Below are 24,036 nucleotides of genomic sequence, written 5' to 3'. Positions count from 1 at the left end.
ACATTTATTTTCTCGACTGTCGAGAAAAAAGCCTTGCACCTGTGGCGACGCTATTTGCGACAGCAGTTCACGGCTCGTCGGGGATGCGTGCGGGAGGTTCGTGCGCGCGGCGCTGCCACTTGGGAGGATAGAATGAAATCCATTTTGAAGCTGATGGCAGGGGCTGCCATCATCGCGTCCATGCATTCCGCAGCGGTCGCGAAGGACCTAGTCGTCGGCGTCTCCTGGTCGAACTTCCAGGAAGAGCGCTGGAAAACCGACGAAGCGGCCATCAAGGCAGCGCTCGAAGCCTCCGGCGACAAGTATATTTCCGCTGACGCGCAGTCCTCTGCCGCCAAGCAGCTCACCGACATCGAATCGCTGATCGCCCAGGGCGCCAACGCGCTGATCGTTCTGGCGCAGGACTCCGACGCGATCGCCCCGGCGATCGAGAAGGCCACCGCGGAAGGCATTCCGGTCGTCGGCTACGACCGCCTGATCGAGAACCCGGCGGCCTTCTACATCACCTTCGACAACAAGGAAGTCGGCCGCATGCAGGCCCGCGAAGTGTTCAAGGCGAAGCCGGAAGGCAATTTCGTCTTCATCAAGGGCTCCTCCTCCGATCCGAACGCCGACTTCCTCTTCGCCGGCCAGATGGAAGTGCTGAAGGAAGCCGTCGACGCCGGCAAGGTCAAGAATGTCGGCGAGGCCTACACGGACGGCTGGAAGCCGGAAAACGCGCAGAAGAACATGGAGCAGTTCCTGACCGCCAACGACAACAAGGTCGACGCGGTCGTCGCCTCGAACGACGGCACCGCCGGCGGCGCGATCGCCGCACTTTCGGCCCAGGGCCTTGCCGGATCCGTTCCGGTCTCGGGCCAGGACGGCGACCATGCGGCGCTCAACCGCGTCGCGCTCGGCACGCAGACGGTTTCCGTCTGGAAGGATGCCCGTGAGCTCGGCAAGAAGGCGGCTGAAATCGCCGCGACGCTTGCCGGCGGCAAGACGATGGACGAGATCGAAGGCGTCCAGACCTTCAACGGCGGTCCGAAGGGCGTCGCCATGAAGTCCGTCTTCCTGGCACCGATGGCGATCACCAAGGACAATCTGAACGTCGTCATCGACGCCGGCTGGATCTCCAAGGATGCCGCCTGCCAGGGCGTGGCTGCCGACTCCGTTGCCGCCTGCAAGTGACGGACGTTTGAAGTGACCTCAAGACGCCGCAACGGGTTCCGTTGCGGCGTTTGCATGAGGTCGGAACGGTTCTGCCAGCGCGATGCTATGATTGCGGCAACGCCGCGTGAGCGACCGGTAAACACGTAAAGTAGTGGGGGACGGCGGCCATGGCCGACACGACACATACCGCACCTTTCAATCGCGCCCGCAGCGCGGACGAAAGCCCGGTGAAGCGCTTCTTCCGCGCCACCGAAATCGATACGCGCCTGCTCGGCATGGTCGGCGCGATGCTGATCATCTGGATCGGCTTCCATTTTCTGTCCGGCGGCCTGTTCCTGACGTCGCGCAACCTCTGGAACCTGTCGGTGCAGACCGCCTCGATCGCCGTCATGGCGACCGGCATGGTGCTGGTCATCGTCACGCGCAACATCGATCTCTCGGTCGGCTCGATCCTCGGCTTCGTCGGCATGATCATGGGCGTGCTGCAGGCGGAGCTCTTGCCGCAGCTCCTCGGCTTCAACCATCCGGCCACGTGGATCATCACCCTCTTCGCCGGCCTGTTGCTCGGCGCCGGGATCGGCGCGCTGCACGGGATGATCATCGCCTTCCTGAACGTGCCGTCCTTCATCGTCACGCTCGGCGGGCTGCTCGTCTGGCGCGGCGCCACCTGGTTCGTGACGAGCGGCCGCACCGTCGCGCCGATGGATACGACCTTCCGCCTGATGGGCGGCGGCACCGAGGGCTCGATCGGCGCGGCCGCGAGCTGGATCGTCGGCCTCATCGCCTGCGTCGCGATCGTCGCCAGCATCATCCACTCGCGCAGGCAGCGCAAACGCTTTGGCTTTCCGCGCCGGCCTATCTGGGCCGAGTATTTCCTGTCGGCGGTCGGCTGCGCCCTGGTGCTCGGCGCCGTGGCGATCGCCAATAACTACGGCTGGCCCGTCAACATCGCCCGCAAATACGCCGACGCCAACGGCATCGCCTGGCCGGAAGGCGGCCTGTTCATCGCCCATGGCATCGCCATTCCGGTGCTGATCGCCATCCTGATCGGCATCATCATGACCTTCATCTCGACCCGGCTGCGCTTCGGCCGCTACGTCTTCGCGATCGGCGGCAACCCGGAAGCGGCTGAGCTTGCCGGCATCAAGACCCGCTGGGTCACCGTCCGGATCTTTGCGCTGATGGGCATGCTCTGTGCCGTTGCCGCGGCGATCTCGACCGCCCGCCTCAACGCCGCCACCAATGCGCAGGGCGAGCTTGACGAGCTTTACACGATCGCCGCGGCCGTTATCGGCGGCACCTCGCTTGCCGGCGGCATGGGCACCATCGCCGGCGCCATGCTCGGCGCGCTCGTCATGCAATCGCTGCAGTCGGGCATGGTGCTGCTCGGCATCGACAGCCCGCTGCAGCGGATCGTCGTCGGCATGGTGCTCGTCACCGCCGTCTGGCTCGACACCGTCTACCGCGCCCGCGCCAAGTAATCAGGAGTTCGAACAATGACTGAACAACGCACTCCGCTCGTGGAAATGAGGAACATTTCCATCTCCTTCGGCGGCATCCACGCGGTCGACAACGCCTCCGTCGACCTCTATCCCGGCGAGGTCGTCGCCCTTCTCGGCCACAACGGCGCCGGCAAGTCGACGCTGATCAAGATCCTCTCCGGCGCTTATAGACGCGACGAAGGCGAGATCCTGATCAACGGCGAGCCGGCCGACATCAGCAACCCCCGCGACGCCAAGAAATACGGCATCGAGACGATTTATCAGACGCTCGCCGTCGCCGACAATGTCGACGCTGCCGCCAATCTCTATCTCGGCCGGGAGCTGCGCACCCCCTGGGGCACGCTCGACGACGTGGCGATGGAGGCGAAGGCGCGTGAGGTGATGGGCCGCCTCAACCCCAACTTCCAGCGCTTCAAGGAGCCGGTGAAGGCGCTCTCCGGCGGCCAGCGGCAATCGGTGGCGATCGCCCGCGCCATCCTCTTCAACGCCCGCATCCTGATCATGGACGAGCCGACCGCGGCCCTTGGGCCGCAGGAGACGGCGCAGGTCGGCGAGCTCATCAAGCAGCTGAAGCGCGAGGGCATCGGCATCTTCCTGATCAGCCACGACATCCACGACGTCTTCGACCTCGCCGACCGCGTCTCGGTGATGAAGAACGGCCAGGTCGTCGGCCACGCCCGCACCGAGGACGTCACCAAGGACGAGGTGCTCGGCATGATCATCATGGGCAAGGTGCCGGCGAAAGCCACCCCCGGCCCCGGCGCCATGCAGATGGCTTGAGGCCCGAATGGTTTGGGGCCTGTATGGCTTGGGGCCCGTATAGCTTGAGGATTGAGCGGCCGACAGGCCGAACCGCGGCCCCGAACTCCGCTCCGGCCAGAGAAATCCGCTCACGCCTCGATGCCGCATCCCCCGGATGCGGCATTTTTTCTTGGGCGGCCAGCGCACGCCGATCGATGCACCGCGACCACAGCTTCCGCGCGGAAATCGAATTTCCCCCGCACTCTCTTGCAATTGGCCATTGAAGCGGCACGCAAGCTAGGCTAAGAACCGCTCACAGCCTGCTTCGGCGGCCCTGGCCGCCAACGGATGCACCCGTAGCTCAGCTGGATAGAGTGTTGGATTCCGATTCCAAAGGTCACAGGTTCGAATCCTGTCGGGTGCGCCATAATCCTAAAGATTTCATTAACTTAAGCATGTTTTTTCTTTCCTCCGGATCGCTACGATTTGGCGCTACATTCTTGCGTGGATCGATAGCTAGACGGCGACATGGGGGATGCCGATCTTGCTTAGCAGGTCAAGCAACGTAAAGGTTACACCTCGACCGGCAATGCAAACCGCTATTGCTTGATTATAATGTCTGTCGCTCGCTCAGACTGAGTGGTCAGCGGACGCTCGGACAAGCGATCACCACGCCATCCTCGATCTCATCTTTGCGGTCATCGCTCTTGACCGTGGCTGGCATAGGTAAACTAACCCCAGTGAGATCAACGGGTTTTCCCGAAGTTTCCTCTGAAGAACTCAACAACGAATCAGGTCGTTACTTGCTCAAAGTGCAGGTCGCGAATAACTTGTGTGCGAGGATGATAAGGACCGAGGCCTAATGCCGGAAGATTTTTCGTGGGAAGTTGAAAGACCTTCGACCCCCCTGTTCATCCACTTCGATGTTGAAGACCATCATATAAAACTCGATACCTTCATCCAGACGGCAGATAGCGCGCGGCGGATTATCGATTCTCTAGACCAAGCCTTGTTTGGAGGTGGTCTCGACTACGAACTCGTAGTCTTGCCGCCGGAGAGCGGCAGTTTTTTACAGAGGCTGGCGGTGCTACTGACCACTGCTGCTGCTGTTGTTGTTTTTCTGGATAGTGACACTCCTGCTGGTTTCATTGAGGGGCTGACTGGAAAGCCGACGTCAGCGTGGATGAAGGAGTTGGGCAGCCTTAGTCGAGAGACCATCGAACATGGTCTTGCAACGGAAGAACCGACCGAAGATGAAGTTAACAACGTGCGTCTGGCTCCCCCCGATCCCACACGCGAAGAACTCGCGTGCAGGTCCGCTGAAAAGTTTCTGACAACGGTAACGCGTGCCATCCTCGAAAAAGAAACCCACGAACTAGTTCGGCTTGGCATGGACGATGGAGAGCTTGTGGGCGCGCTGGACGCTCGTGCCGACTTCTATGCTGCCTGTTTCAACGATGGAGACGTCAAACGCGTCGGCTTTACACCGGATGACACATTTCCTATTCCTCGCAATTCCTTCCCCGGCCGATCGCAGAAGCCCATTCGAAAGGAGGGCGAGGAAGACCCGCCAGAATGGATAGTTGCCATCGAAAGTATCAATGTTACGTCGCCGAATTGGGTTCAGGAGGATCAACGAACTCGCCAGTGGAAGGGCAAAGATGCCAGCCGACGCGACTGCTACTTTGTCATTGAGGATGCTGAGTTTTGGCGACTCGTTAAGATGAAAAACCTTCAGGTAGAAGTTTGGGATAGCCTCAAAGTCCAATGGGCCTATCGCGTCGTTGATGGCAAGGCAAAGCAGCGACGCGTCTTACGCGTGCTTGAGTTCAATGGGACAAACCTCGCGACGCCTCTGCCCCCTGATGCGATAAATGCTATTTTGGGAGACCACTCGTCTGCGACTGGATCACGGGCAGAACCATCACTCTTCGAAGGCTGGTAAACCTGAGCGAGTGCTCGCCGAGGTCGGCCGCCTCGATTTCCATCTTCTCTTGCTCCTCGGGCAGGCTATTCTGGCGGAGGCACCGGCGCCGATCCGTGGATGCTGCTTCATCGCCCTTCTTTTGCCGCACACGCCGGCCCCATCGCAATCATTATCATCCACTCACCTGAGGCAATCATGACCGCATTCAACGTCGTTCGTTTCAAGGTTAAGCCCGGCATGGAGGACACCTTCCTCGATGCGCACCGAAACATCGCCGCGAGCTGGGAAGGCATGCGGCACGCCAACATCGTGAAGACCGGCGAGGGGCGCTTCTGCATCATCGTCGAATGGGAGAGCATGGAGGCGCTGGCCGCCAGTCGGCCACAGATGATCGCCACGCTCGACAGCTTCCGCGAGTCGCTCGAGGACCTGGGCGGCGGGTTGGGCGTGACCGACCCGGTCGCGGGACCGGTGGTCCTTTCGTTGAAATAGGTGTTCGCGGGTCAGAACCGATCGGCGCGCGTCGGCTCGGAGGCGCCAAGCCCCTCACTGGTTCTCCTCCAGCCACGCCTTCAGCGCCACCGCATTGTTGTGGTTCTCGTCGCGCGCCGCATAGAGCAGCGTCACCGGCCCTTGCTTGAGCAGATCGCGCAGCTCTTTCACCGCCGCCTGCGCCGCCTCCTCTTCGAGTTCCTGGGCATAGGCTTCGCAAAACGCCTCCCAGTCCTCCGGCTTGCCATGGAAGCGCTCGCGTAGCGCGTCGCTGGGCGCGATGTCCTTCAGCCAGAGGTCGATCCGCGCCTTGTCCTTGGCGATGCCGCGCGGCCAGAGGCGGTCGACGAGGATGCGCGTGCCATCCGACGCTTCCGGCGCCGCGTAGACGCGCTTCAACCTGAATGACGTCATCCGCCCTCGCAACATCTTGGGGCCGGTGAGGGCCGGCCCTGCAACAAGAGAGAGCGTAGCGGACGGTCGCTAGTTGTGGAAGTAGGTCTGGATTTCCTCGGGCGTCGCCTTGCCGTCGCGGTTGACGTCCACCTTGTCGAAGATGCGTTTGTGGATGGTGCTGATCTCCTCGAAGGAAAGCGCGCCGTCATTGTCCGCATCGGTGATGGCGAACATGATTTTCATCATCTGCCGGTGCATCATTCCGGCCCGCATCCGGTTGCCGTGCCGCATCCGGTCGCGCATGCGCTCGCCGCGCCTGCCGTCGCGCCAACCGTCGTCGCGCTGCATGTCCGGGCGATCCGCCTGGGCGTCCTGATCCTGGGTGCCCTGATCCTGGTTGGGTGTTTCCTGGTCGGGCGTTTGCGCGGCCGGCGGAGGCGGTGCGGGCGTCTGCGCGGCGGCGAAGCCCGAAGGGCTGACGATCATCAGCGCGGCAAGGGCGGCCGCGATTGGCAGTCTCATCGTTGACATGGGAATTCCTCCTCCCGTTCGATCAAGTCAAACTGGCCGGGTGAAGCAGCTTGGCCGGCCTCGGCACGGCCGCGCGCCGCGGTCGTCCTGCACCCGCTCCAGAAGCTGATAACCACAGGCGCGGCTGTGAGGTTCCCGCTACCGTCACGATGCGTTCGACGCCGCGGGCCGGTGGAATGCGGATTCGTATACCCCCTGGTCACGAACCCGCCGGTTCGCTGACAGCCCGCCAGGCAGCGATGATGGCATCGGCGGCCGTGTCTGCGGCGCTGTCGTCAGTCAGCCACGAGATGACCGAGACACGCATCACCTTTCGTCCGCGCCAGCTGGCGCCGCCGGCGAAGCAGACGCCGTCGGCCTGCAGCCTCTCGACCGTCTTCTGCGTGAGCCGGTCGGCCTCCTCGTCCGGTCGTCCCGCGCCGAAGCGGACCATGAACTGGTTGAGCACGATCTCGTTCAGGACGGCGATGCCGTCTTCGAGGCTCAACCGCGCCGCCATCCGGCCGGCAACCCGGCAATGGCGCTCGACCATGGCGGCAATGCCCTTTCGGCCGAGATGCCTGATCATCGCCCAGGTGGCAAAGCCGCGTGCGCGGCGCGACAGTTCCGGCACGAAATGGCTCGGGTCGCGCTCGCCTTCATGGCTCGGCGGCAGATAGCTCGCCGCGATCGTCATGGCCCGGCGATGCGCCTCCTCGTCCCGGATGATGGCGTAGCCGCAATCATAGGGCGTCTGCAGCCATTTGTGACCGTCCGTCGCCCAGGAGTCGGCTTCATCGGCTGCTGCGGCGAGCACCCGTTTCGGCGGACAGGCGCGGGCCCAGAGCCCGAAGGCGCCGTCGACATGGACCCAGGCGCCGATGCGACGGGCGACGGGAATGAGAGCGGCGAAATCGTCGAAGGCGCCGGTGTTGATCTGCCCGGCCTGCAGGATGACGATCGAGGGGCCGGAGATCTTGGCCGTCTGTTCTTCGAATTCCGATACGCCGATGCGGCCCAATGCGTCGGTCTTCAGGCGAATGACGCGGTCGTTTCCAAGGCCGAGAAACTGGAGTGCGGAGAAGACAGTCGCATGGGCGTCGTCGCCGATCAGCACCGTGGGCGGCGGTGCCCCGAAAAGGCCTCGCGCCTCGGCGTCCCAGCCGACGCGCCGCAAGACCTCGCCGCGCGCCGCTGCAAGGCAGACGAAATTCGCCACCGTCGCCCCGGTGACGAAGCCGACGGAACATGTCCGCGGCAGCTCCAGGAGTTCGAGCAGCCAGCCCGCGGCGACCGTTTCCGCCGCAGCGGCTGCCGGAGACGCATAATGATTGGCGGCATTCTGGCCCCAGGCGCTGGTCAACCAGTCTGCCGCCACCCCGACCGGATGCGAGCCGCCGATCACCCAGCCGAAGAAGCGCGGGCCGGTCATGACGTGAAGCCCGGGCTCCGCCTTGGCGGCAAGCGTATCGATCACATCGGCGCCGGCTGTCCCCTCCTCCGGAACCGCCTCGCGGAAGGCGTCCAGCGAGCCGTGATAGGAGACCTCAGGTCCTTGCCGGCGATCGGAGATCGTCTCGCGAAACCGCGCGGCGTGATCTGCCGCGCGGCGGAAAAGGTCACGGACAGATCCGTCCTCCATGCGGTTTCTCCATCAGCTTGCGTGACCCTTGGTCATGCTGCGCCGGCCAGTTCGCTCGGCCGCACGTTCTGGTTCATCCGGAACAGGTTCTGCGGGTCGTAGCGGCGCTTGACCTCGACGAGCCGCCGGTAGTTGCCGCCATAGGCCGCCTCGACCCGGTCGCCCTCATCCTCCGGCATGAAGTTGATATAGGCCGTGCCGGCCGCATGAGGCTTGGCGGCTTCGAAGAGCCGGCGTGCCCACGCGATGCAGGCTTGATCCATTGAGGGTTCGCGCCAGCGGGCATGGACATTCATGATGAAATGCGAATTGCGCTGTGGAAAGGCCGTCTCCTCCACCGCAACCCGGCCGGCGGCGCCGCCAATATGAGCGATGAAGACCTCGCATTCCGGTCCCGGCAATTGGCGGATCGCATCCGTGAGGATGCCGATCGTTTGATCCGAAAGCTCCATGAAATCATGGCTCTTCCAGTAGTTGCGGGCGCCGGGCGCCAGCAGCGGATCGAAGGCCTGCTGCCAGGCGACGAAGGAAACGGGACCGACGACATCGGCGATCGGCTCGCCGATGGAACGCAACTCCGCGGTCGGCTTCTCGCCTGCTTCGGGATCGCCGCAATAGCACATCGCCAGCGCGAGGATCTCCTTCCCATGCCATTCCTCGGGCAGGAAGGGCAGCGGCGGCGCCTGCCGCATCACCACCCAGCAGGTGAGCTCTTCCGGAGCGTTTTCCAGGGCCTGCCGATACTGCCTGAGGACGTTTTCGGCATCGGCGAAGGGATGCACGACCAGCCCCGCGACAACGTCCGGGCCAAGTTCGTTGAGCGCGAATTCAAAAGCTGTGACGACGCCGAAATTGCCGCCGCCTCCCCGCAATGCCCAGAAGAGATCGCGGTGTTCCGTCTGGCTGGCGCGCAGCAGCTCGCCATTTGCGGTCACCACATCGACCGAAACGAGATTGTCGATCGTCAATCCGAATTTGCGCGTGGTCCAGCCGAAGCCCCCCCCGAGCGTCAGGCCGGCGATGCCGGTGGTCGAGTTGATGCCGGTCGGCAGCACCAGGCGGAAGGCCTGGGTTTCCTTGTCGACGTCGGCAAGCGTCGCGCCGGGCTCGACCCAGGCCCGCTTCGTCGTCTGGTCGACGCGCACCGATTTCATAGGCGAGACGTCGATCATCAGGCCGCCGTCGCAGACCGCATTGCCGGCGATATTGTGTCCGCCGCCGCGCACCGCGACGAGCAACTGGTTCTCCGCCGCGAAACGAACCGCATTGATGACGTCGGAGGCGCCGGCCGCCTGCACGATGAGGCCCGGCCTGCGGTCGATCATCGCGTTCCAGACGGTGCGCGCCTCGTCATAGGCCGGATCGCGCGCATCCAGCACCCGGCCGCGCAGCCGCCCGGCAAGCGCCTCGACGGCCGCGGCGCCGATCGTTGTCTTGCCTGCTTCGAGATTGGTGAGGCTCATATCGTTCATGATTCGATCCTCCCTCGATGAACCATGCCCCAGCGCGCGGCATTCTGCGCCTTTGCCGGGCACCCGGCAAGCGACGCCTCCCGCCAGGCGGTATACTCATTTCGGATTAGCGGCAGCGCCGGCGAACCCGGGACAAGCACCGCAATTGTTGCAATCGGGCTGAAAATGCTCCAATGAACCGCCGGAACGCCGGCCATAAGGGCGGCAGATTGGGTAGAGGCAGGTTAGGGCATGAAGGTCGTCATTCTCGCCGGCGGATACGGCACCCGCATCTCCGAGGAAAGCCACCTGAGGCCGAAGCCGATGATCGAGATCGGCGGTCGGCCGATCCTCTGGCACATCATGAAGATCTACAGCCATTACGGCTTTACCGATTTCGTGATCTGCCTCGGCTACCGCGGCTACATGATCAAGGAGTATTTCTCCAATTACATCCTGCACTTGTCCGACGTCACCTTCGACATGGCGACGGGCGAGACGATCTACCATTCGAGCAAGGCCGAGCCCTGGCGGGTGACGCTCGTGGACACCGGGGCGGAATCGATGACCGGCGGGCGCCTGAAGCGCGTCGGCGAATATCTCGGCGACACGTTCTGCCTCACCTATGGCGACGGGGTCGCCGACATCGACATCCGGGCGCTCACCGATTTCCACCTTCGGCATGGCCGCGAGGCAACCGTCACCAGCGTCGTGCCACCGGGGCGTTACGGCGCGCTGGCGATCGACTCCGGCAAGGTGCAGAGCTTCATTGAAAAGCCGGCCGGCGACAATGGCCGCATCAATGGCGGCTTTTTCGTGCTCAATCGCTCCGTGCTCGACCGCATCGACGGCGATCACGTGGCGTTCGAGAGCGCGCCGCTCGAGGGATTGGCACGCGACGGGCAGCTGATGGCCTTCCCGCATGACGGCTTCTGGCGCCCCATGGACACGCTGCGCGACAAGAACCAGCTCGAGGAGCTCTGGCAGCAGAACCGCGCCCCCTGGAAGCTCTGGTCATGAGCCGCCTGCCCGATCCGGATTTCTGGAAAGGAAAGCGCGTCCTGCTGACCGGCCACACCGGCTTCAAGGGCAGCTGGGCGAGCCTGTGGCTGAGGAAGTTGGGTGCCGAGGTCACCGGCTACGCCCTGCCGCCCGCTTCCGAGCCGTCGCTGCATGCGCTTCTCCATGCGGACGGGCTACCGCACGGGCAGTTCGGCGACGTCCGCGACGGCGAGGCGCTTGCCACCGTCACGCGCAAGAGCGAGCCGGAGATCATCCTGCACATGGCGGCGCAGCCGCTGGTGCGCGAGAGCTATGCGACGCCCGCCGAGACCTTCGACGTCAATGTCATGGGCACCATCCGGCTGCTCCAGGCGGCGCGTGCGGTTCCCTCGGTGAAGGCGGTCCTCGTCGTCACCACCGACAAGGTCTATCGCAATGACGAGAGCGGCAGGCACTTTCGGGAAACCGACACCCTTGGCGGCCACGATCCCTATTCCGGCTCCAAGGCGGCCTGCGAGGTCGCGGTGGCGACCTGGCGCAGCGCCTTTCTCCAAGAGCGTGGCATCCGCATCGCGACGGCCCGTGGCGGCAACGTGATCGGCGGCGGCGATTTTTCCGCCGACCGGCTGGTGCCTGACATCGTCCGAGCCGCCCTTTCCGGCACCAGGCTCAATATCCGCAGCCCGCTCGCGACGCGCCCCTGGCAGCACGTACTTGATTGCCTGAACGGTTACTTCCTCTTCGCCGAAGCGATCTATAATGGCGCGAGCGCGGTCGATGCCCTGAACTTCGGCCCCTCGCCCGCCGAACTGCAGATCCCCGTGCGCGATGTGGCGAACGCCATCCAGGCGGCCATGGGGCTCAAACCCGAATGGGACGACGTCTCGTCGCAAAAGCAACCCCGCGAGATGCAGACGCTCGGCCTCGACCCGGCGCTTGCCGGCGAAAGCCTCGGCTGGCGCGCCCGGTTTACCCAGCGGCAGGCGATCGAATGGACCGCCCGCTGGTACGACGGCTGGCGCCAGGGCAAAGCCGCACTGCCGCTGACGCTTGATCAGATCGACGCATTCACGAAAGGCCGCTGATGTCTCACTCCTGCCGCTTCTGCTCGAGCCCGCTTGAAACCGTTGTCGCCGACCTCGGCGTCACACCCTGGTCGAACTCGTTTCTGGAGCCGAGCGAGGAAGCGATCGCGCGGGAAAAAGCCTTCCCCTTGAAGGTGATGGTCTGTTCGGAATGTCTGCTCGTCCAGACCACCGAAACGGTGCCGGCGGACGAAATCTTCAATGCCGACTATCACTATCTCTCGTCTTTTTCGACGAGCTGGCTCGACCACGCCAGGCGCTATGCCGAAAAGATGACCGAACGCTTCGGTCTTGACGGCACGTCGCGAGCCGTCGAGGTCGCCTCGAATGACGGTTATCTGCTGCAATATTTCGCCGCCAACGGGATCCCCGTGCTCGGCGTCGAGCCGGCCGGCAATGCAGCCAAGATCGCCGAAAGCCGCAACGTGCCGACCCATGTCGCCTTTTTCGGCCGCGACACCGCCAACGAACTCGTCGGCCGCGGCATCCGCGCCGACCTGACGGCCGCCAACAATGTTCTTGCCCATGTGCCGGATATCGCCGATTTCGTCGGCGGCTTCGCGATCCTCCTGAAGCCGGATGGTGTCGCAACCTTCGAGTTCCCGCATCTCTTGCGCCTGATCGAGGGCATCCAGTTCGACACGATCTATCACGAGCACTATTCCTATCTCTCGCTCGTGGCCGTCGAACGCATATTCGAGGCCAACGACCTCAAGGTTTTCGACGTCGAGGAATTGCCGACCCACGGAGGCTCGCTGCGCGTCTTCGCCCAGCCGGCAACCGGCACACGGGCTGCGACCGAGGGGCTTGCGAAGGTGCGGGCGGACGAGGCCAAGGCCGGCCTTGCGGATATGGAGGCCTACGTGGCTTTCGGCAAACGGATCGCCGCCGTCTGCGAGGGCTTTCGGGCATTTCTGGAAAAGGCGAAGAGCGAGGGCAAGCGCGTGGCAGCCTATGGCGCGGCCGCCAAGGGCAATACCTTCCTCAATGTCTGCGGCGTGACCTCGGCCGATATCGACTTCATCGTCGACCGCAACGACCTGAAACAGGGCAAGCTCTCGCCGGGCAGCCATATTCCGATCTACGAACCGGCCAGGCTCGAGGCGGCGAAACCCGACTACGTGGTCATCCTGCCTTGGAACCTGACCGACGAGATCGTCGATGCCCATGCCTATATTCGCAGCTGGGGCGGCCGCTTCGTCGTCGCCATTCCGGAAGTGCGGGTGATTTGACCCGGCGGCTCGGGGCAGCGGGGCCGAAAGCAAAAGGGGCCGTCGCTGTCGCGAACGGCCCCCTCTTCAATTGCTGTGGTGATCCCGTCGCTGCACGGTTATAGCCGCTTCAGGAACCCGTCCGGGGCAACCGTGACCATCAGCTTGTTCTGAACGGACCTGTCGATCTCGAACTCCGGATGGGTTTGCAGATACTCATGCACCGCGGTCTTCGGGTTGTCGCCGACATCCCAGGGACGGTCGCTGAAGAAGCCGGCCGGCAGGTCCTCGACCAGCGTGTCGAACACGACGCAGTAGCAGCCGGGCGTCACCAGGGGCGCATAGGCCTCGAGCTCAGCAAGCACATGCGCGTGGGTATGCATGGAATCGAGGCAGACCATGACGCGCTTGTAGCCAGCCGACGCCTCGCGCACCTGTGCGACGATCTCGGGGTCGATGGCCGAACCTTCGAACATCTGAATGCGGCTCGCCATCGGGTGGCTTTCGATCGCCTCGCGATTGTGGGCGCGAATGTCGATGTCGATGCCGATCACCTTGCGCTTGGATTGGCTGGGGTCGAACGAAACGCCCGTTTCGATCGCATCGCACATGTCGAGCATGGCAAGCAGCGAGGCGCTGAGGATCAACGAGCCGCCATGGGCGATCCCGGTTTCGATGACCAGATCGGGACGCGTCGCCCAGATCAGTTCCTGCATCGCCATGATATCCTGCGGATACTGGATGATCGGACGGCCGAGCCAGTCGAAATTATAGACATAGCGCTTGGCCATGGTGGCTTCGCGCCACTGATCGGAGAGCGCCTGGAAATCGCCGTCGCGGCCATAGCTTTCGATCGTCGCCACCCGTTCGGAGCGAAATTGTTCGATAGGGTCCATGTCAGGTCCTGTCTTCATGTGGAAGGCCGCGGATCGGTATCGGGGCCCGATCCGCTCATGCCCAGGATTTCAGAGATGCGCTCTAGCACAGGTGTGGCGGCAAAAGCGAATTCCTCTTTCACCCGTTCATTGGAGATCGGCGCAAGAGAAACGGCCGGCGCCTCGTCGTTGACGGCAACGTTGCACCCCGTGCGGGACTGAATTGCCACGCACCAGTCCGCGTGGCTGGTCTGCCCGCCGCTCGCCACGTTGTAGACCGTGTGACGCCCCTGCTCAGCGATGCGGAGCAACAGATCGACGGCATCGTCGATCCAGATATAGTCCTTGCCGGAATCGAGCGCCGTCTGGAGCTGGATATGGCCCGCCTTCGCCTCTCGGCAGAGCGCGCCCAGGAACGTATCCGCCTGTGCCTCATCGGGGCCGACGACATTCGACAGCCGGGCCACCCGCACGTTCTCGCGCCCGGAGGCAAGGCAGATCGCCTCCCCCGTCAGTTTCGACAGATTGTAGAGGTCCGAGGGATTGAGCGGGGACGCCGAAAGATGGGCAGTCTCGCGCGTATCCTGGCCGTTTGCATAAACCCGCGTCGAGGAAAGATAGAGAAAGGAGGAAAACGCGTTGTGGCGCAAGACGTCGGCCGCGAGCGACACATGCGCCTCGATCGTGTCGAACGGCCGGGTACGAAAGTCGGCGGTCAGGCCGATGGCATAGATGACATGGCCGAGATTCCGGTTGGCGAGAGGCAAATCGGCACGGGCGGGGACATCGACGACGTGTCCGAGCGCGTGCAGCCGGCGGACCAGGTTGCGCCCGATGAAGCCGGAACCGCCGAGAACCGTGAACATCACGACCTCTCGCCGAGCCGGCGCAGCGGATTGCCGCCGCAGATCGTGTAGGCGCCGACCTCGCCGCGCACGATCGAGCCGGCGGCGATGACGCAGCCTTTCCTGAGGATGGCGCCGTCGAGGATCACCGAATTCGCGCCGATCCAGACATCCTCCTCGACGGTGATGCCGCCCCGGCTCGGCTGGAATCCCTGTTCGCGGATCAGGCGATCCCTGTCCTTGAAGGCGTGATTGACCGGGGCAAAGGTGCAATTGGCGGCGATCAGCACGTTGTCGGCGACCCGGATGCCGTTGCCCGTGTAGAAGACGCAGCCGCTATTGACGTAACAGAAGCGGCCGATCGTCAGGTCGCCCGAGCCGCCGGCCGGCTTGATCTTGACGAAGCTGTCGATGACCGACTCCTCGCCGACGACGATCCGCGTCGCGCGGATGGAATCCTCGATGTCGCTCAGCGGACTGATCCTGGCCGTCGGGTGCACGTCGATCATGGTGGCTCCAATGTCGTTCGGCACTCTTTTCCAGTTACCGCTTGCCGCGTCAACGCTAGATCGTGCAAGAAGCGGTTCGGAAAAGCACCACCTCCCGAGGAACATCATGTCGCGCTTCAACCGCATCCAGACCCCTTTGCCGGACCTGATGGTCATCGAGCGCAAGCAGGCAGGTGACGAACGCGGCTTCTTCTCGCGCTTCTTTTGCCGAGACGAGCTGCGCGATTTCGGTGCGGACGGTTCCGTCGCGCAGATCAACCACACTTTGACGCGCATCAAGGGGGCGATCCGTGGCATGCATTTTCAGCGGGCGCCGCACGACGAGACGAAATTCGTCTCCTGCCTTTCCGGCGCCGTCTTCGACGTGGCTGTCGACATCAGGCCGGATTCGCCGACCTATCTCAAATGGCATGGCGAAATCCTGAGTGCCGAAAACGCCCGCTCGATGATGATCCCAAGCGGCTTCGCGCATGGCTTCCAGACGCTGACCGAAGACTGCGAACTTCTCTATCTGCACGATAAGCCCTACGCCCCCGGCGCCGAAGGCGGGCTCAACCCGCTCGATCCACGGCTCACCATCGCCTGGCCGCTCGAGGTGACGCAAATGTCGGAGCGCGATCGAGGTTTCGCTTTGCTCTAATCGGGAAGGCGGGTGTGGATACCTCCCTCTGCCCTGCCGGGCATCTCCCCCACAAGGGTGCTGGCCTCCGCAACTCGGAGACGTCGCTTCACGAGACCTGTGTCCTCCACCTAGAAGCCTTACGCGCTCTTCCGCCGAAATCCCTTGCTCGCCACCATCAGATTGCGTGTGTAGTCCTCGGCAATGCGGCCCGCGACGAGGTCCGTGGACGTCAGCCGCTCGACCACGCGGCCGCCCTGCATCACCGCTAGCCGCTCGCACATATGGGTGACGACGCCGAGATCGTGGCTGACCATGAGGAAGGTCAGCTTGCGGTCGCGGCGCACCTGTTCGAGCAGGTTCAACACCTCGGCCTGGACCGACGCATCAAGCGCCGAGGTCGGCTCGTCGAGCAGCAGGATCGAAGGCTCGAGGATCAGAGCCCGGGCGATGGCCACGCGCTGGCGCTGGCCGCCGGAAAGCTGATGCGGATAGCGGAAGCGGAAGCCGGAGCCGAGGCCCACTTCGTCGAGCGCCTTCAGGATGCGGCGTTCGCCGTCACCGATGCCGTGGATCGCCAACGGCTCCACCAGCTGCCGGTCGATGGTCTGGCGCGGATGCAGCGAACCGTAGGGGTCCTGAAAGACCATCTGGACGGCGCGGTAGAACGCCTTGTCGCGGCGCGCGCCGCGAAGCTCGCGCCCCTCGACCCGGATGGTGCCTGCGCTGACCGGCGCGAGCCCGGCGATTGCCCTCAGCAGCGTCGACTTTCCCGAGCCGGACTCGCCGACAAGCCCGAAGGATTCGCCGGCCTCCACGTCGACGCTGGCGGTGTCGAGCGCGCGGAAATCGTCATAGACGACGCTGAGGCCTTCGAGGGAGACGGCCGCGGTCATAGCGCCCACTCCGGCTTGCGGTCGAGAACCGGCAAGGGATGGCGGCCGGCACCGATAACCGGCATGCAGTTCAAAAGTCCCTGGGTATAGGGATGCTTGGCGTTGCCGAGCTCCGATGCGGCGATCTCCTCGACGATCTTGCCGGCATACATGACGAGCACCCGGTCGCAGAACGACGAGACCAGCCTCAGATCGTGCGAGACGAAGATCAGTCCCATGCCGCGCTCGGCTACCAGCCTGTCGAGAATCGACAGCACTTCGAGCTGCACGGTCACGTCAAGCGCCGAGGTCGGCTCGTCGGCAATCAGCAGTTCCGGCCCGGCGACGAGCATCATGGCGATCATCGCCCGCTGGCCCATGCCGCCCGAGACCTCGTGCGGATAAAGGTCGAAAACGCGGGCGGGATCGCGGATCTGCACCGCCGCCAACATGTCGAGTGCCCGCTTGCGCGCTTCGGCGCGGCCAATCTTCTCATGGCGTTGCAGCGTCTCGACGATCTGCCGGCCGATGCTCATCACCGGGTTCAGCGAGTATTTCGGATCCTGCAGGATCATGGCGATGCGCTTGCCGCGAAGATCGCGCCTGAGCTTCGGCGGCGCCGAGAGGAGGTCGATACCGTCGAAGGCGAGCCGCTTCGCCGTGACTTCCGCATGCGGCGGCGTAAGGCCCATGATCGCCCTGCCCGTCTGCGATTTGCCGGAGCCGCTCTCGCCGACGATGCCGAGGCGTTCGCGTCCGAGCGTGAAGGAGACGCCGCGCACCGCCTCGACGACACCGGTGCGGGTCGGGAACCGAACGCGAAGGTCTTCGACTGTCAGCAAGGCGCTCATTGGCCGCTCTCCCGCGGATCGAGCGCGTCGCGCAGGCCGTCGCCGAGAAGGTTGAAGCCGAGGCTGACGACGAGGATGGCGATGCCCGGCATGGTGGCGACCCACCACTGGTCGAGGATGAAGCGGCGGCCGGAAGCGATCATCGCACCCCATTCGGGAAGCGGCGGCTGGGCGCCGAGGCCAAGGAAGCCGAGGCCCGCCGCCGTCAGGATGATGCCGGCCATGTCGAGGGTTACGCGGACGATCAGCGACGACATGCACATAGGCATCACGTGACGCAAGACGATGCGCGTCGGCGAGGCGCCCATCAGCCGGACGGCGGCGATATAGTCGGAATTGCGCAGCGTCAGCGTCTCGGCACGGGCAATTCGCGCATAGGGGGGCCAGGAGGTGATCGCGATGGCGATGACGGCGTTTTCGATGCCGGGCCCAAGCGCTGCGACGAAGGCGAGCGCCAGGACGAGCTTCGGAAAGGCGAGGAAGATGTCGGTGATGCGCATCAGCACCGCATCGATCCAGCCGCCGGCATAGCCGGCCGCGGCGCCGACGACCAGGCCGACCGGTGCGGCGATGATCGCGACGAGCACGACGACGGCGAGCGTCAGCCGCGAACCGTAGATCAGCCGCGACAGGATGTCCCTGCCCTGGTCGTCGGTGCCGAGCAGATAGCCCTCGCTGCCGGGCGGCAGCAGCCGCGCGCCGGCGAGATTGCCGATGACCGGCGAATGCGGCGCGAGAAGATCGGCGAAGGCGGCGACGATGCAGAGGCCCAGGAGAATGAGCAGGCCGACCACCGCGAGACGGTTCGCCGAAAACCGGCGCCAGGTCATGTAGGCACGGCCGAGGCGCGCCTGCAGCCGCGACTGCGGCCGATCGGAAAGCAGCCATTCGCGGCGCGTCAACGGGCGAGTTTGCGTGGCAAGGCTCATCGGGCGCGCGTCCTCGGGTCAAGCGTCCGGTAAAGCAGATCGGACAGGAGATTGATGCCGATGAAGACCGAACCGATGATGATCGTTCCGCCGAGAACGGCGTTCATGTCGGCATTCTGCAGCGAATTGGTGATGTAGAGGCCGAGCCCCGGCCAGGCGAAGACGGTCTCGGTCAGCACCGACCCCTCGAGCAGGCTGGCATAGGAAAGCGCGATCACCGTGACGAGGGGCACGGCGGCATTGCGCAGCGCATGGCCCCAGATGATCCGTGCCTCGGAAAGCCCCTTGGCCCGAGCCGCGACAATGTACTCCTGCTGCAGCTCGTTCAGCATAAAGCTGCGGGTCATCCGGCTGATATAAGCGAGCGAGAAATAGCCGAGCAGCGAGGCCGGCAGGATGATGTGCCGGAAGACGTCGCGCAGCACATCCCATTGCCGCTGCCAGAGCGCATCGACGAGATAGAGGCCGGTGATCGGCGAGAACGTATATTCGTAGACGACGTCGATACGGCCGGGATAGGCGACCCATTTCAGCCGCGCGTAAAAGACGAGGAGTGCGAGCAGCGCCAGCCAGAAGATTGGCACGGAATAGCCAACAAGGCCGATGACGCGGACGATCTGGTCGGCAATGCTGCCGCGCTTGACCGCGGCAAGGACACCAAGAGGAACACCGATTAGAGCGCCGATCAGCGTCCCAAGCGTCGCAAGCTCGATCGTCGCCGGGAAGACGCGGCGGATGTCAGTCATCACCGGGTTGGTCGTCAGCACCGACACGCCGAAATCGCCCGAAAGCGCCTGTCGGCAGTAAAGAAGGAACTGCTGGTAGAGGGGCAGGTTGAGCCCCATCGCCTCGCGGGTCCGTTCGACCAGGTGCTGCGGCGCCCGGTCGCCGAGAACAGCCAGAGCCGGGTCGATCGGGATGACGCGGCCGATGAAGAAGGTGACGGCAAGAAGACCGAGATAGGTGGTCGCCACGACGACGAGAAACTGCAGCACCGTGGCAACGGCCTTGCGGGAACGGGCGCGCCGGCGCCCGCTCATTCGCACTGTATCGCTCATGCTCAAGGGAATGGTCCTCTCGACTATTCCTTGGAGACGTTCCAGACGTAGTTGGTGTCGAAGCTCGGACCGAGCTTGAAGCCCTTCAAGTTACCCCGAAGACCGGCGACCTCCGTCTGCTGGAAGATGATTACGAAGGGGCTGTCGTCGAGAACGCTCTTCTGCAGTTCCTTGTAGATCTCCGCACGCTTGGCGCTGTCGCGCTCGAGGAGTGCTTCCTTGGTCTTCTTGCTCAGTTCCGGAACGTCCCAGGCATTGCGCCAAGCGAGCGTCTTGTTCGTACCCGCGTCGGAATTGTCCGGATTGTTGGTGAACGTATCGGCATTCGAATGCGGGTCGAAATAATCCATGCCCCACTGGCCGATATACATGTCGTGATTGCGGGCGCGGTATTTCGTCAACGTCTGCTTACCGTCGCCCGGGATGATTTCGAGCTTCACGCCGGCCTGCCCCAGCGTCTGCTGGAAGGATTCGGCAATGCCGGTCGCCGGCTGAGTGTTGCGCACGTCCATAGTGACGGTGAAGCCGTCCGTATAGCCGGCTTTGGCCAGCAGTTCCTTCGCTTTGGCGACGTCGAACGTGTAGGGATTCTCGTTCAGCGCACCGAGCACGTCCTTCGGCAGGAAGCTCTGGTGGATCTCGCCGATCCCCTTGATCAGCGTGGCGCCGATCGCATCGTAGTCGACCAGATATTTGAAAGCCTCCCGGACCTCGGGCTTTGCGAGATTCTCGTTCTTCTGGTTGAGGCTGATGTACCAGACCGTGCCCTTTGGCGCGCTGGTCGTCGCCAAATCGGCATTCTTCCCGACCGCCTCGTAGTCGCCCGGCTCCAGGTTGCGGGCAACGTCGATATCGCCGGCCTCGAGCGCCAGCCGCTGGCCGGAGCTTTCCTTCATGTGCCGGTAGATGACCCGGGCGAGCTTGGCCGGCTCGCCGTAGTAATTGTCGTTACGCTCCAGCACGACCACTTCGTTGGCCCGCCATTCGCGCAGTTTGAAGGGGCCCGAGCCCCCGTAGCCGGTTTTCAGCCATTCATTGCCGAAATCGTTGTCGTATTTGTAGTCCTTGGTCGGTTCGACGGACTTGACGTGTTCGAGCACCAGCTTCTTGTCGACGACCGAGGCGACGGTCGCAGTCAGGCAGTTCAAGACGAAGCTCGGTGCGTAGGGCTGGTCGACGGTGAAGACGAAGGTATGCTCATCCGCCGCCTTGGCCTTTTCCGTGACGTTGTCTCCGCTGAGGCCGAACTGGGTGAGGATGAAGGCCGGGCTCTTGTCGAGCTTGACGGCCCGCTCGAAGGAATAGGCGACATCCTCGGCGGTGATCGGATTCCCCGAAGCAAACTTCATGCCCTGCTTCAGCTTGAACGTGTAAGTGAGGCCGTCATCGGAAACGGTCCAGCTTTCTGCGAGGTCGCCGACGACCTTGGACGTATCGTTGAGGTCGAGACGGACGAGCAGGCTGTAGGTGTTGCTGGTCACTTCCGCGGTCGAAAGCTCGAAGGCTTCGCCCGGATCCATGGTGATAATGTCATCGAAGGCGAAGCCCTCGACCAGCGTGTCCTTCGGCGTTTCGGCAAATGCCGGCAGGGCGGCACCCAGCGCGAGCGCGAGCGCCGCGGAAGCAGTCAGAAGTCGAAGACGTCCATTGAGCTTATGCATCATTTTGCGCTTCCCTCTATCTAGCCCTTTGCGGGCTCTTCTTCATGGGTTCAGGCAGCCTCGTGCCACGCCTGCCCCAGAACTCTCAGCCAGTTCTCGCGGCATATTTTTTCGAGCTCGCGGTCACCATATCCGGCGCTCTTGAGCGCGGCAACGAGCTTCTGATTGCCTGCAGCATCGGCGATTTCCTCGGGTATCGTCGCGCCGTCGAAGTCCGATCCGAGCGCGACGCAATCGATACCGACACGCTCCACCATATAGTCGATGTGGCGCACCATGTCGGAAAGCGGCGTGGCCGCATTTTCCTGCCCGTCGGCGCGCAGCATGGTCGTCGCATAGTTGAGGCCGACCAGGCCGCGGCTCTCGCGGATGGCATCCAACTGCCTATCGGTCAGGTTGCGGGCGACCGGCGTCAGCGCGTGGGCATTGGAATGGCTGGCGACGAGCGGCTGATCGGTGGTCTCCGCCACGTCCCAGAAACCTTTCTCGGTGATATGGGCGAGATCGACCAGGATGCCGAGCCGGTTGCAGGACCGTATGAGCTCAAACCCAGCCTCCGTGAGACCCGGCCCCGTGTCCGGCGACGAGGGATAGGCGAAGGGCACGCCATGGCCGAAGACATTGTGGCGGCTCCAGACCGGTCCGAGCGACCGCAAGCCGGCCGCATGGAAGGTCTCGAGTGCGGCGAGATCCGGCCCGATCGCCTCGCAGCCTTCCATATGCAGGACGGCCGCAAAGATGCCGTCTGCCATTGCCTTGCGGATCTCGGCGGTCGAGCGGCAGAGCCGCCAGGCGCCCGCGCGGTCGAGTCTCATGGCGACGTCGGCAAGCTCGATCGCCGTTGCGAGCGACGGCATTCGGTCGAGCGGCACGGACATCGGCGTCACATAGTGGCCGTTCCTGTCGGGGGTTCTGAGCACCAGATCGCCCGATGGAATGTAGATGGCGCATAGGCCGCCGGCGAGGCCCCCGGCCCGGGCACGCGGCACGTCGATGTGGCCCTTGTCGGTTCCTTCGATGAATTCGGCTACCGGGTCGCTCCCGCCGCGCGCGTGCTGCCAGAGGCGCAAAAGCACATCGTTATGGCCGTCGAAAACCGCCTGCATTCCCTCTATTCCTTTGGTATTTCAGGGAGATCGGATGGATCATCCGCTATCGCCGCACCCGGTCAGGATAGGCTCGATGCTATTGAAAGACATCCGCCATTTCAATGAATATCCGGGGGATTTCCTGCCCGCGCTTTGTAGCGAAAACTTGCATGAACGCCGCAATGGAACCGAGCGGTGGCAAGTCGGGGCGATCAGAAAAATGTCGGGCGGGGTGTCGCGACAAACAAAAATCTGCCATTGGTTCGATGAAGAAGGGGACGCTGTCCGATAGTCGCCGGTCATGACGGCCGGTGCGAGTTGTGCTCATGAGGGGGCTCAGGGTGCCGTCGATCGCTGATGCAAACCTGGCTGCGCGGATGAACCGCGTCCTGCTCTTCCTGGGGCTGATGCTCTGCCTTGCCGGCTGTGGCGGGCGCCCGGTCGGCGTTCTTGCTCCCTCCGGCACCGCAGCCGGGGCCTCGCAAGTGGACCTGCTCGTGGCAACCACCCGCGCCCAGTCGGATGATCCGGGCATCCTCTTCACCGGCGAACGCGCCCCGGAGCTTTCGCTGACCGAAATCGTCGTCTCGGTTCCCCCGGAGAAGAACCGCAAGGTTGGCCAGGTCCAATGGCCGAAGAGATTGCCGGCCGATCCGACCCGCGATTTCTCCACCGTCAGCGTCAAACCGCTGGAGGCCGGGCAGGAGACGCAGGCCTGGCTCCACGGGCATCTACCAAAAAACCGACGTGTGCTGATCTTCGTCCACGGCTTCAACAACCGCTTCGAGGACGCCGTCTACCGCTACGCCCAGATCGTCCACGATTCCGGCGCCGATGTCGCGCCGGTCATCTTCACCTGGCCGTCGCGCGCCAGCATCTTCGACTACAATTACGACAAGGAAAGCACCAACTATTCGCGCGATGCGCTCGAAGAGCTGCTGCATCGCGCCGTGCAGAATCCGTCCGTTGGCGAGATCACGGTGATGGCCCATTCCATGGGATCGTGGCTCACTGTCGAGGCACTCCGGCAGATGGCAATCCGCGACGGCCGCGTGCCCTCGAAGATCACCGACGTCATCCTCGCCTCGCCCGATCTCGACGTCGATGTCTTCAAAAAGCAGATGCAGGCCATGGGCAAGTCGCGGCCGAAATTCACGCTCTTCGTCTCCCGTGACGACCGGGCACTGACCATCTCGCGGCGGATTTCCGGCAATATCGACCGGCTCGGGCAGATCGATCCTGCGGCGGAACCCTATCGCAGCCAACTCGAGCGGGCGGGGATCACGGTGATCGACCTGACGGCGCTCAAAGGCGGCGACAAGCTCAACCACGGCAAGTTCGCCGAGAGCCCCGAGGTCGTGCAGCTGCTCGGCAACCGCTTGATCGCCGGGCAGACCGTGACGGATTCGGATGTCGGTCTCGGCGAACGGATGGGCGCAGTTGCCCTCGGCACTGCCCAGACCGTCGGCAGCGCGGCAAGCGTCGCCGTCTCGACGCCGATCATGATCTTCGATCCGCGCACTCGTCGAAATTATGACGCGCAGCTCCGCCGTTTCGGTCAATCGGTGGGGAACACCGTTGGTTCGACTGTCACGCCGTAAGACGCGAAGCG

At 63.7% G+C, this 24,036-nt stretch carries 24 protein-coding genes and 1 tRNA gene; 12 read left to right on the top strand and 13 right to left on the bottom strand.

Features of this window, described 5'->3' with window-relative positions:
* The first annotated feature begins 132 nt into the window (after positions 1-132).
* From xylF to ATC00_RS29440, 6 genes are all read left to right on the top strand, one after another.
* Positions 133-1,173 (top strand): D-xylose ABC transporter substrate-binding protein, encoded by a 1,041-nt coding sequence (gene xylF / locus ATC00_RS29465; RefSeq protein WP_064255371.1) that lies wholly within the window; start codon positions 133-135, stop codon positions 1,171-1,173.
* 149 nt (positions 1,174-1,322) lie between these two features.
* Complete coding sequence (locus ATC00_RS29460) at positions 1,323-2,636, top strand: sugar ABC transporter permease (protein ID WP_064255370.1); 1,314 nt, start codon at positions 1,323-1,325, stop codon at positions 2,634-2,636.
* A gap of 15 nt (positions 2,637-2,651) precedes the next feature.
* Positions 2,652-3,437 (top strand): ATP-binding cassette domain-containing protein, encoded by a 786-nt coding sequence (locus ATC00_RS29455; protein ID WP_064255369.1) that lies wholly within the window; start codon positions 2,652-2,654, stop codon positions 3,435-3,437.
* 311 nt (positions 3,438-3,748) lie between these two features.
* A tRNA-Arg gene (locus ATC00_RS29450) sits at positions 3,749-3,825 on the top strand.
* 435 nt (positions 3,826-4,260) lie between these two features.
* Positions 4,261-5,343, top strand: coding sequence for a hypothetical protein (locus ATC00_RS29445; protein WP_064255368.1), 1,083 nt, complete (start codon positions 4,261-4,263; stop codon positions 5,341-5,343).
* A gap of 99 nt (positions 5,344-5,442) precedes the next feature.
* Positions 5,443-5,817 carry an antibiotic biosynthesis monooxygenase gene (locus ATC00_RS29440; protein ID WP_412458442.1) on the top strand — a complete coding sequence of 125 codons (375 nt, stop codon included), beginning with the start codon at positions 5,443-5,445 and terminating at the stop codon, positions 5,815-5,817.
* 54 nt (positions 5,818-5,871) lie between these two features.
* On the opposite strand, the gene ATC00_RS29435 is transcribed toward ATC00_RS29440, so the two are convergent.
* The 4 genes from ATC00_RS29435 to ATC00_RS29420 all read right to left on the bottom strand — a co-directional run bounded on the left by ATC00_RS29435 (position 5,872) and on the right by ATC00_RS29420 (position 9,837).
* Positions 5,872-6,231, bottom strand: coding sequence for a DUF488 domain-containing protein (locus ATC00_RS29435; RefSeq protein ID WP_064255367.1), 360 nt, complete (start codon positions 6,229-6,231; stop codon positions 5,872-5,874).
* 69 nt (positions 6,232-6,300) lie between these two features.
* Entirely contained in the window at positions 6,301-6,744 is a 444-nt protein-coding gene (locus ATC00_RS29430; RefSeq protein WP_064255366.1) for an EF-hand domain-containing protein, read from the bottom strand.
* Positions 6,745-6,943: 199 nt separating this feature from the next.
* Positions 6,944-8,365: a pyridoxal phosphate-dependent decarboxylase family protein gene (locus tag ATC00_RS29425; RefSeq protein WP_064255365.1), complete on the bottom strand. Its 1,422-nt coding sequence runs from the start codon at positions 8,363-8,365 to the stop codon at positions 6,944-6,946.
* A gap of 32 nt (positions 8,366-8,397) precedes the next feature.
* The gene (locus ATC00_RS29420) at positions 8,398-9,837 is read right to left on the bottom strand and encodes an FAD-binding oxidoreductase (protein ID WP_064255364.1); all 1,440 of its coding nucleotides are present in this window, start codon (positions 9,835-9,837) and stop codon (positions 8,398-8,400) included.
* Between the two features lie 231 nt (positions 9,838-10,068).
* On the opposite strand from ATC00_RS29420, the gene rfbF reads away from it, so the two are divergent.
* The 3 genes from rfbF to ATC00_RS29405 are packed head-to-tail and all read left to right on the top strand — an operon-like array spanning position 10,069 to position 13,135.
* Positions 10,069-10,836: a glucose-1-phosphate cytidylyltransferase gene (rfbF, locus tag ATC00_RS29415; RefSeq protein WP_064255363.1), complete on the top strand. Its 768-nt coding sequence runs from the start codon at positions 10,069-10,071 to the stop codon at positions 10,834-10,836.
* Complete coding sequence (rfbG, locus tag ATC00_RS29410; protein WP_064255362.1) at positions 10,833-11,903, top strand: CDP-glucose 4,6-dehydratase; 1,071 nt, start codon at positions 10,833-10,835, stop codon at positions 11,901-11,903. The genes rfbF and rfbG overlap by 4 nt, the downstream gene beginning before the upstream one ends.
* Complete coding sequence (locus ATC00_RS29405; protein ID WP_082912614.1) at positions 11,903-13,135, top strand: class I SAM-dependent methyltransferase; 1,233 nt, start codon at positions 11,903-11,905, stop codon at positions 13,133-13,135. The genes rfbG and ATC00_RS29405 overlap by 1 nt, the downstream gene beginning before the upstream one ends.
* 98 nt (positions 13,136-13,233) lie before the next feature.
* Here ATC00_RS29405 and ATC00_RS29400 read toward each other — a convergent pair whose 3' ends face one another.
* Genes ATC00_RS29400 through ATC00_RS29390 form a run of 3 tightly spaced genes read right to left on the bottom strand, consistent with a single transcriptional unit; the run spans position 13,234 to position 15,343 of the window.
* The gene (locus tag ATC00_RS29400) at positions 13,234-14,010 is read right to left on the bottom strand and encodes a cephalosporin hydroxylase family protein (protein ID WP_037387567.1); all 777 of its coding nucleotides are present in this window, start codon (positions 14,008-14,010) and stop codon (positions 13,234-13,236) included.
* A 14-nt stretch (positions 14,011-14,024) separates the two neighbouring features.
* On the bottom strand, positions 14,025-14,855 hold the full coding sequence (locus ATC00_RS29395; protein WP_037387569.1) for an NAD-dependent epimerase/dehydratase family protein: 831 nt from the start codon (positions 14,853-14,855) through the stop codon (positions 14,025-14,027).
* Positions 14,855-15,343 (bottom strand): acyltransferase, encoded by a 489-nt coding sequence (locus ATC00_RS29390; protein ID WP_037387571.1) that lies wholly within the window; start codon positions 15,341-15,343, stop codon positions 14,855-14,857. The genes ATC00_RS29395 and ATC00_RS29390 overlap by 1 nt, the downstream gene beginning before the upstream one ends.
* Before the next feature lie 106 nt (positions 15,344-15,449).
* Here ATC00_RS29390 and rfbC point away from each other — a divergent pair, with 106 nt between their 5' ends.
* Positions 15,450-15,983, top strand: coding sequence for a dTDP-4-dehydrorhamnose 3,5-epimerase (gene rfbC, locus ATC00_RS29385; RefSeq protein WP_037387573.1), 534 nt, complete (start codon positions 15,450-15,452; stop codon positions 15,981-15,983).
* 119 nt (positions 15,984-16,102) lie between these two features.
* Here rfbC and ATC00_RS29380 read toward each other — a convergent pair whose 3' ends face one another.
* Genes ATC00_RS29380 through ATC00_RS29355 form a run of 6 tightly spaced genes read right to left on the bottom strand, consistent with a single transcriptional unit; the run spans position 16,103 to position 22,442 of the window.
* Positions 16,103-16,858, bottom strand: coding sequence for an ABC transporter ATP-binding protein (locus ATC00_RS29380; RefSeq protein ID WP_037387575.1), 756 nt, complete (start codon positions 16,856-16,858; stop codon positions 16,103-16,105).
* Complete coding sequence (locus tag ATC00_RS29375; protein ID WP_064255361.1) at positions 16,855-17,688, bottom strand: ABC transporter ATP-binding protein; 834 nt, start codon at positions 17,686-17,688, stop codon at positions 16,855-16,857. The genes ATC00_RS29380 and ATC00_RS29375 overlap by 4 nt, the downstream gene beginning before the upstream one ends.
* Entirely contained in the window at positions 17,685-18,617 is a 933-nt protein-coding gene (locus ATC00_RS29370) for an ABC transporter permease (protein ID WP_037387580.1), read from the bottom strand. The genes ATC00_RS29375 and ATC00_RS29370 overlap by 4 nt, the downstream gene beginning before the upstream one ends.
* On the bottom strand, positions 18,614-19,657 hold the full coding sequence (locus ATC00_RS29365; protein ID WP_037387582.1) for an ABC transporter permease: 1,044 nt from the start codon (positions 19,655-19,657) through the stop codon (positions 18,614-18,616). Before ATC00_RS29365 ends, ATC00_RS29370 begins: the two co-directional genes overlap by 4 nt.
* A gap of 41 nt (positions 19,658-19,698) precedes the next feature.
* Entirely contained in the window at positions 19,699-21,339 is a 1,641-nt protein-coding gene (locus ATC00_RS29360) for an ABC transporter substrate-binding protein (RefSeq protein WP_037387584.1), read from the bottom strand.
* A 47-nt stretch (positions 21,340-21,386) separates the two neighbouring features.
* The gene (locus ATC00_RS29355) at positions 21,387-22,442 is read right to left on the bottom strand and encodes a dipeptidase (RefSeq protein ID WP_064255360.1); all 1,056 of its coding nucleotides are present in this window, start codon (positions 22,440-22,442) and stop codon (positions 21,387-21,389) included.
* 34 nt (positions 22,443-22,476) lie between these two features.
* Between ATC00_RS29355 and ATC00_RS32420 the strand changes: the two genes are divergently transcribed.
* Positions 22,477-22,716 carry a hypothetical protein gene (locus ATC00_RS32420; protein ID WP_132073654.1) on the top strand — a complete coding sequence of 80 codons (240 nt, stop codon included), beginning with the start codon at positions 22,477-22,479 and terminating at the stop codon, positions 22,714-22,716.
* Positions 22,717-22,801: 85 nt separating this feature from the next.
* The gene (locus tag ATC00_RS29350) at positions 22,802-24,025 is read left to right on the top strand and encodes an alpha/beta hydrolase (protein WP_037387941.1); all 1,224 of its coding nucleotides are present in this window, start codon (positions 22,802-22,804) and stop codon (positions 24,023-24,025) included.
* Positions 24,026-24,036: the final 11 nt, after the last annotated feature.

This window comes from Sinorhizobium americanum (genome assembly GCF_001651855.1).
Lineage (GTDB): Bacteria > Pseudomonadota > Alphaproteobacteria > Rhizobiales > Rhizobiaceae > Sinorhizobium > Sinorhizobium americanum.
Note: the sequence above shows the minus strand (reverse complement) of the source record. Positions and strands in the feature narration are given on the sequence as shown.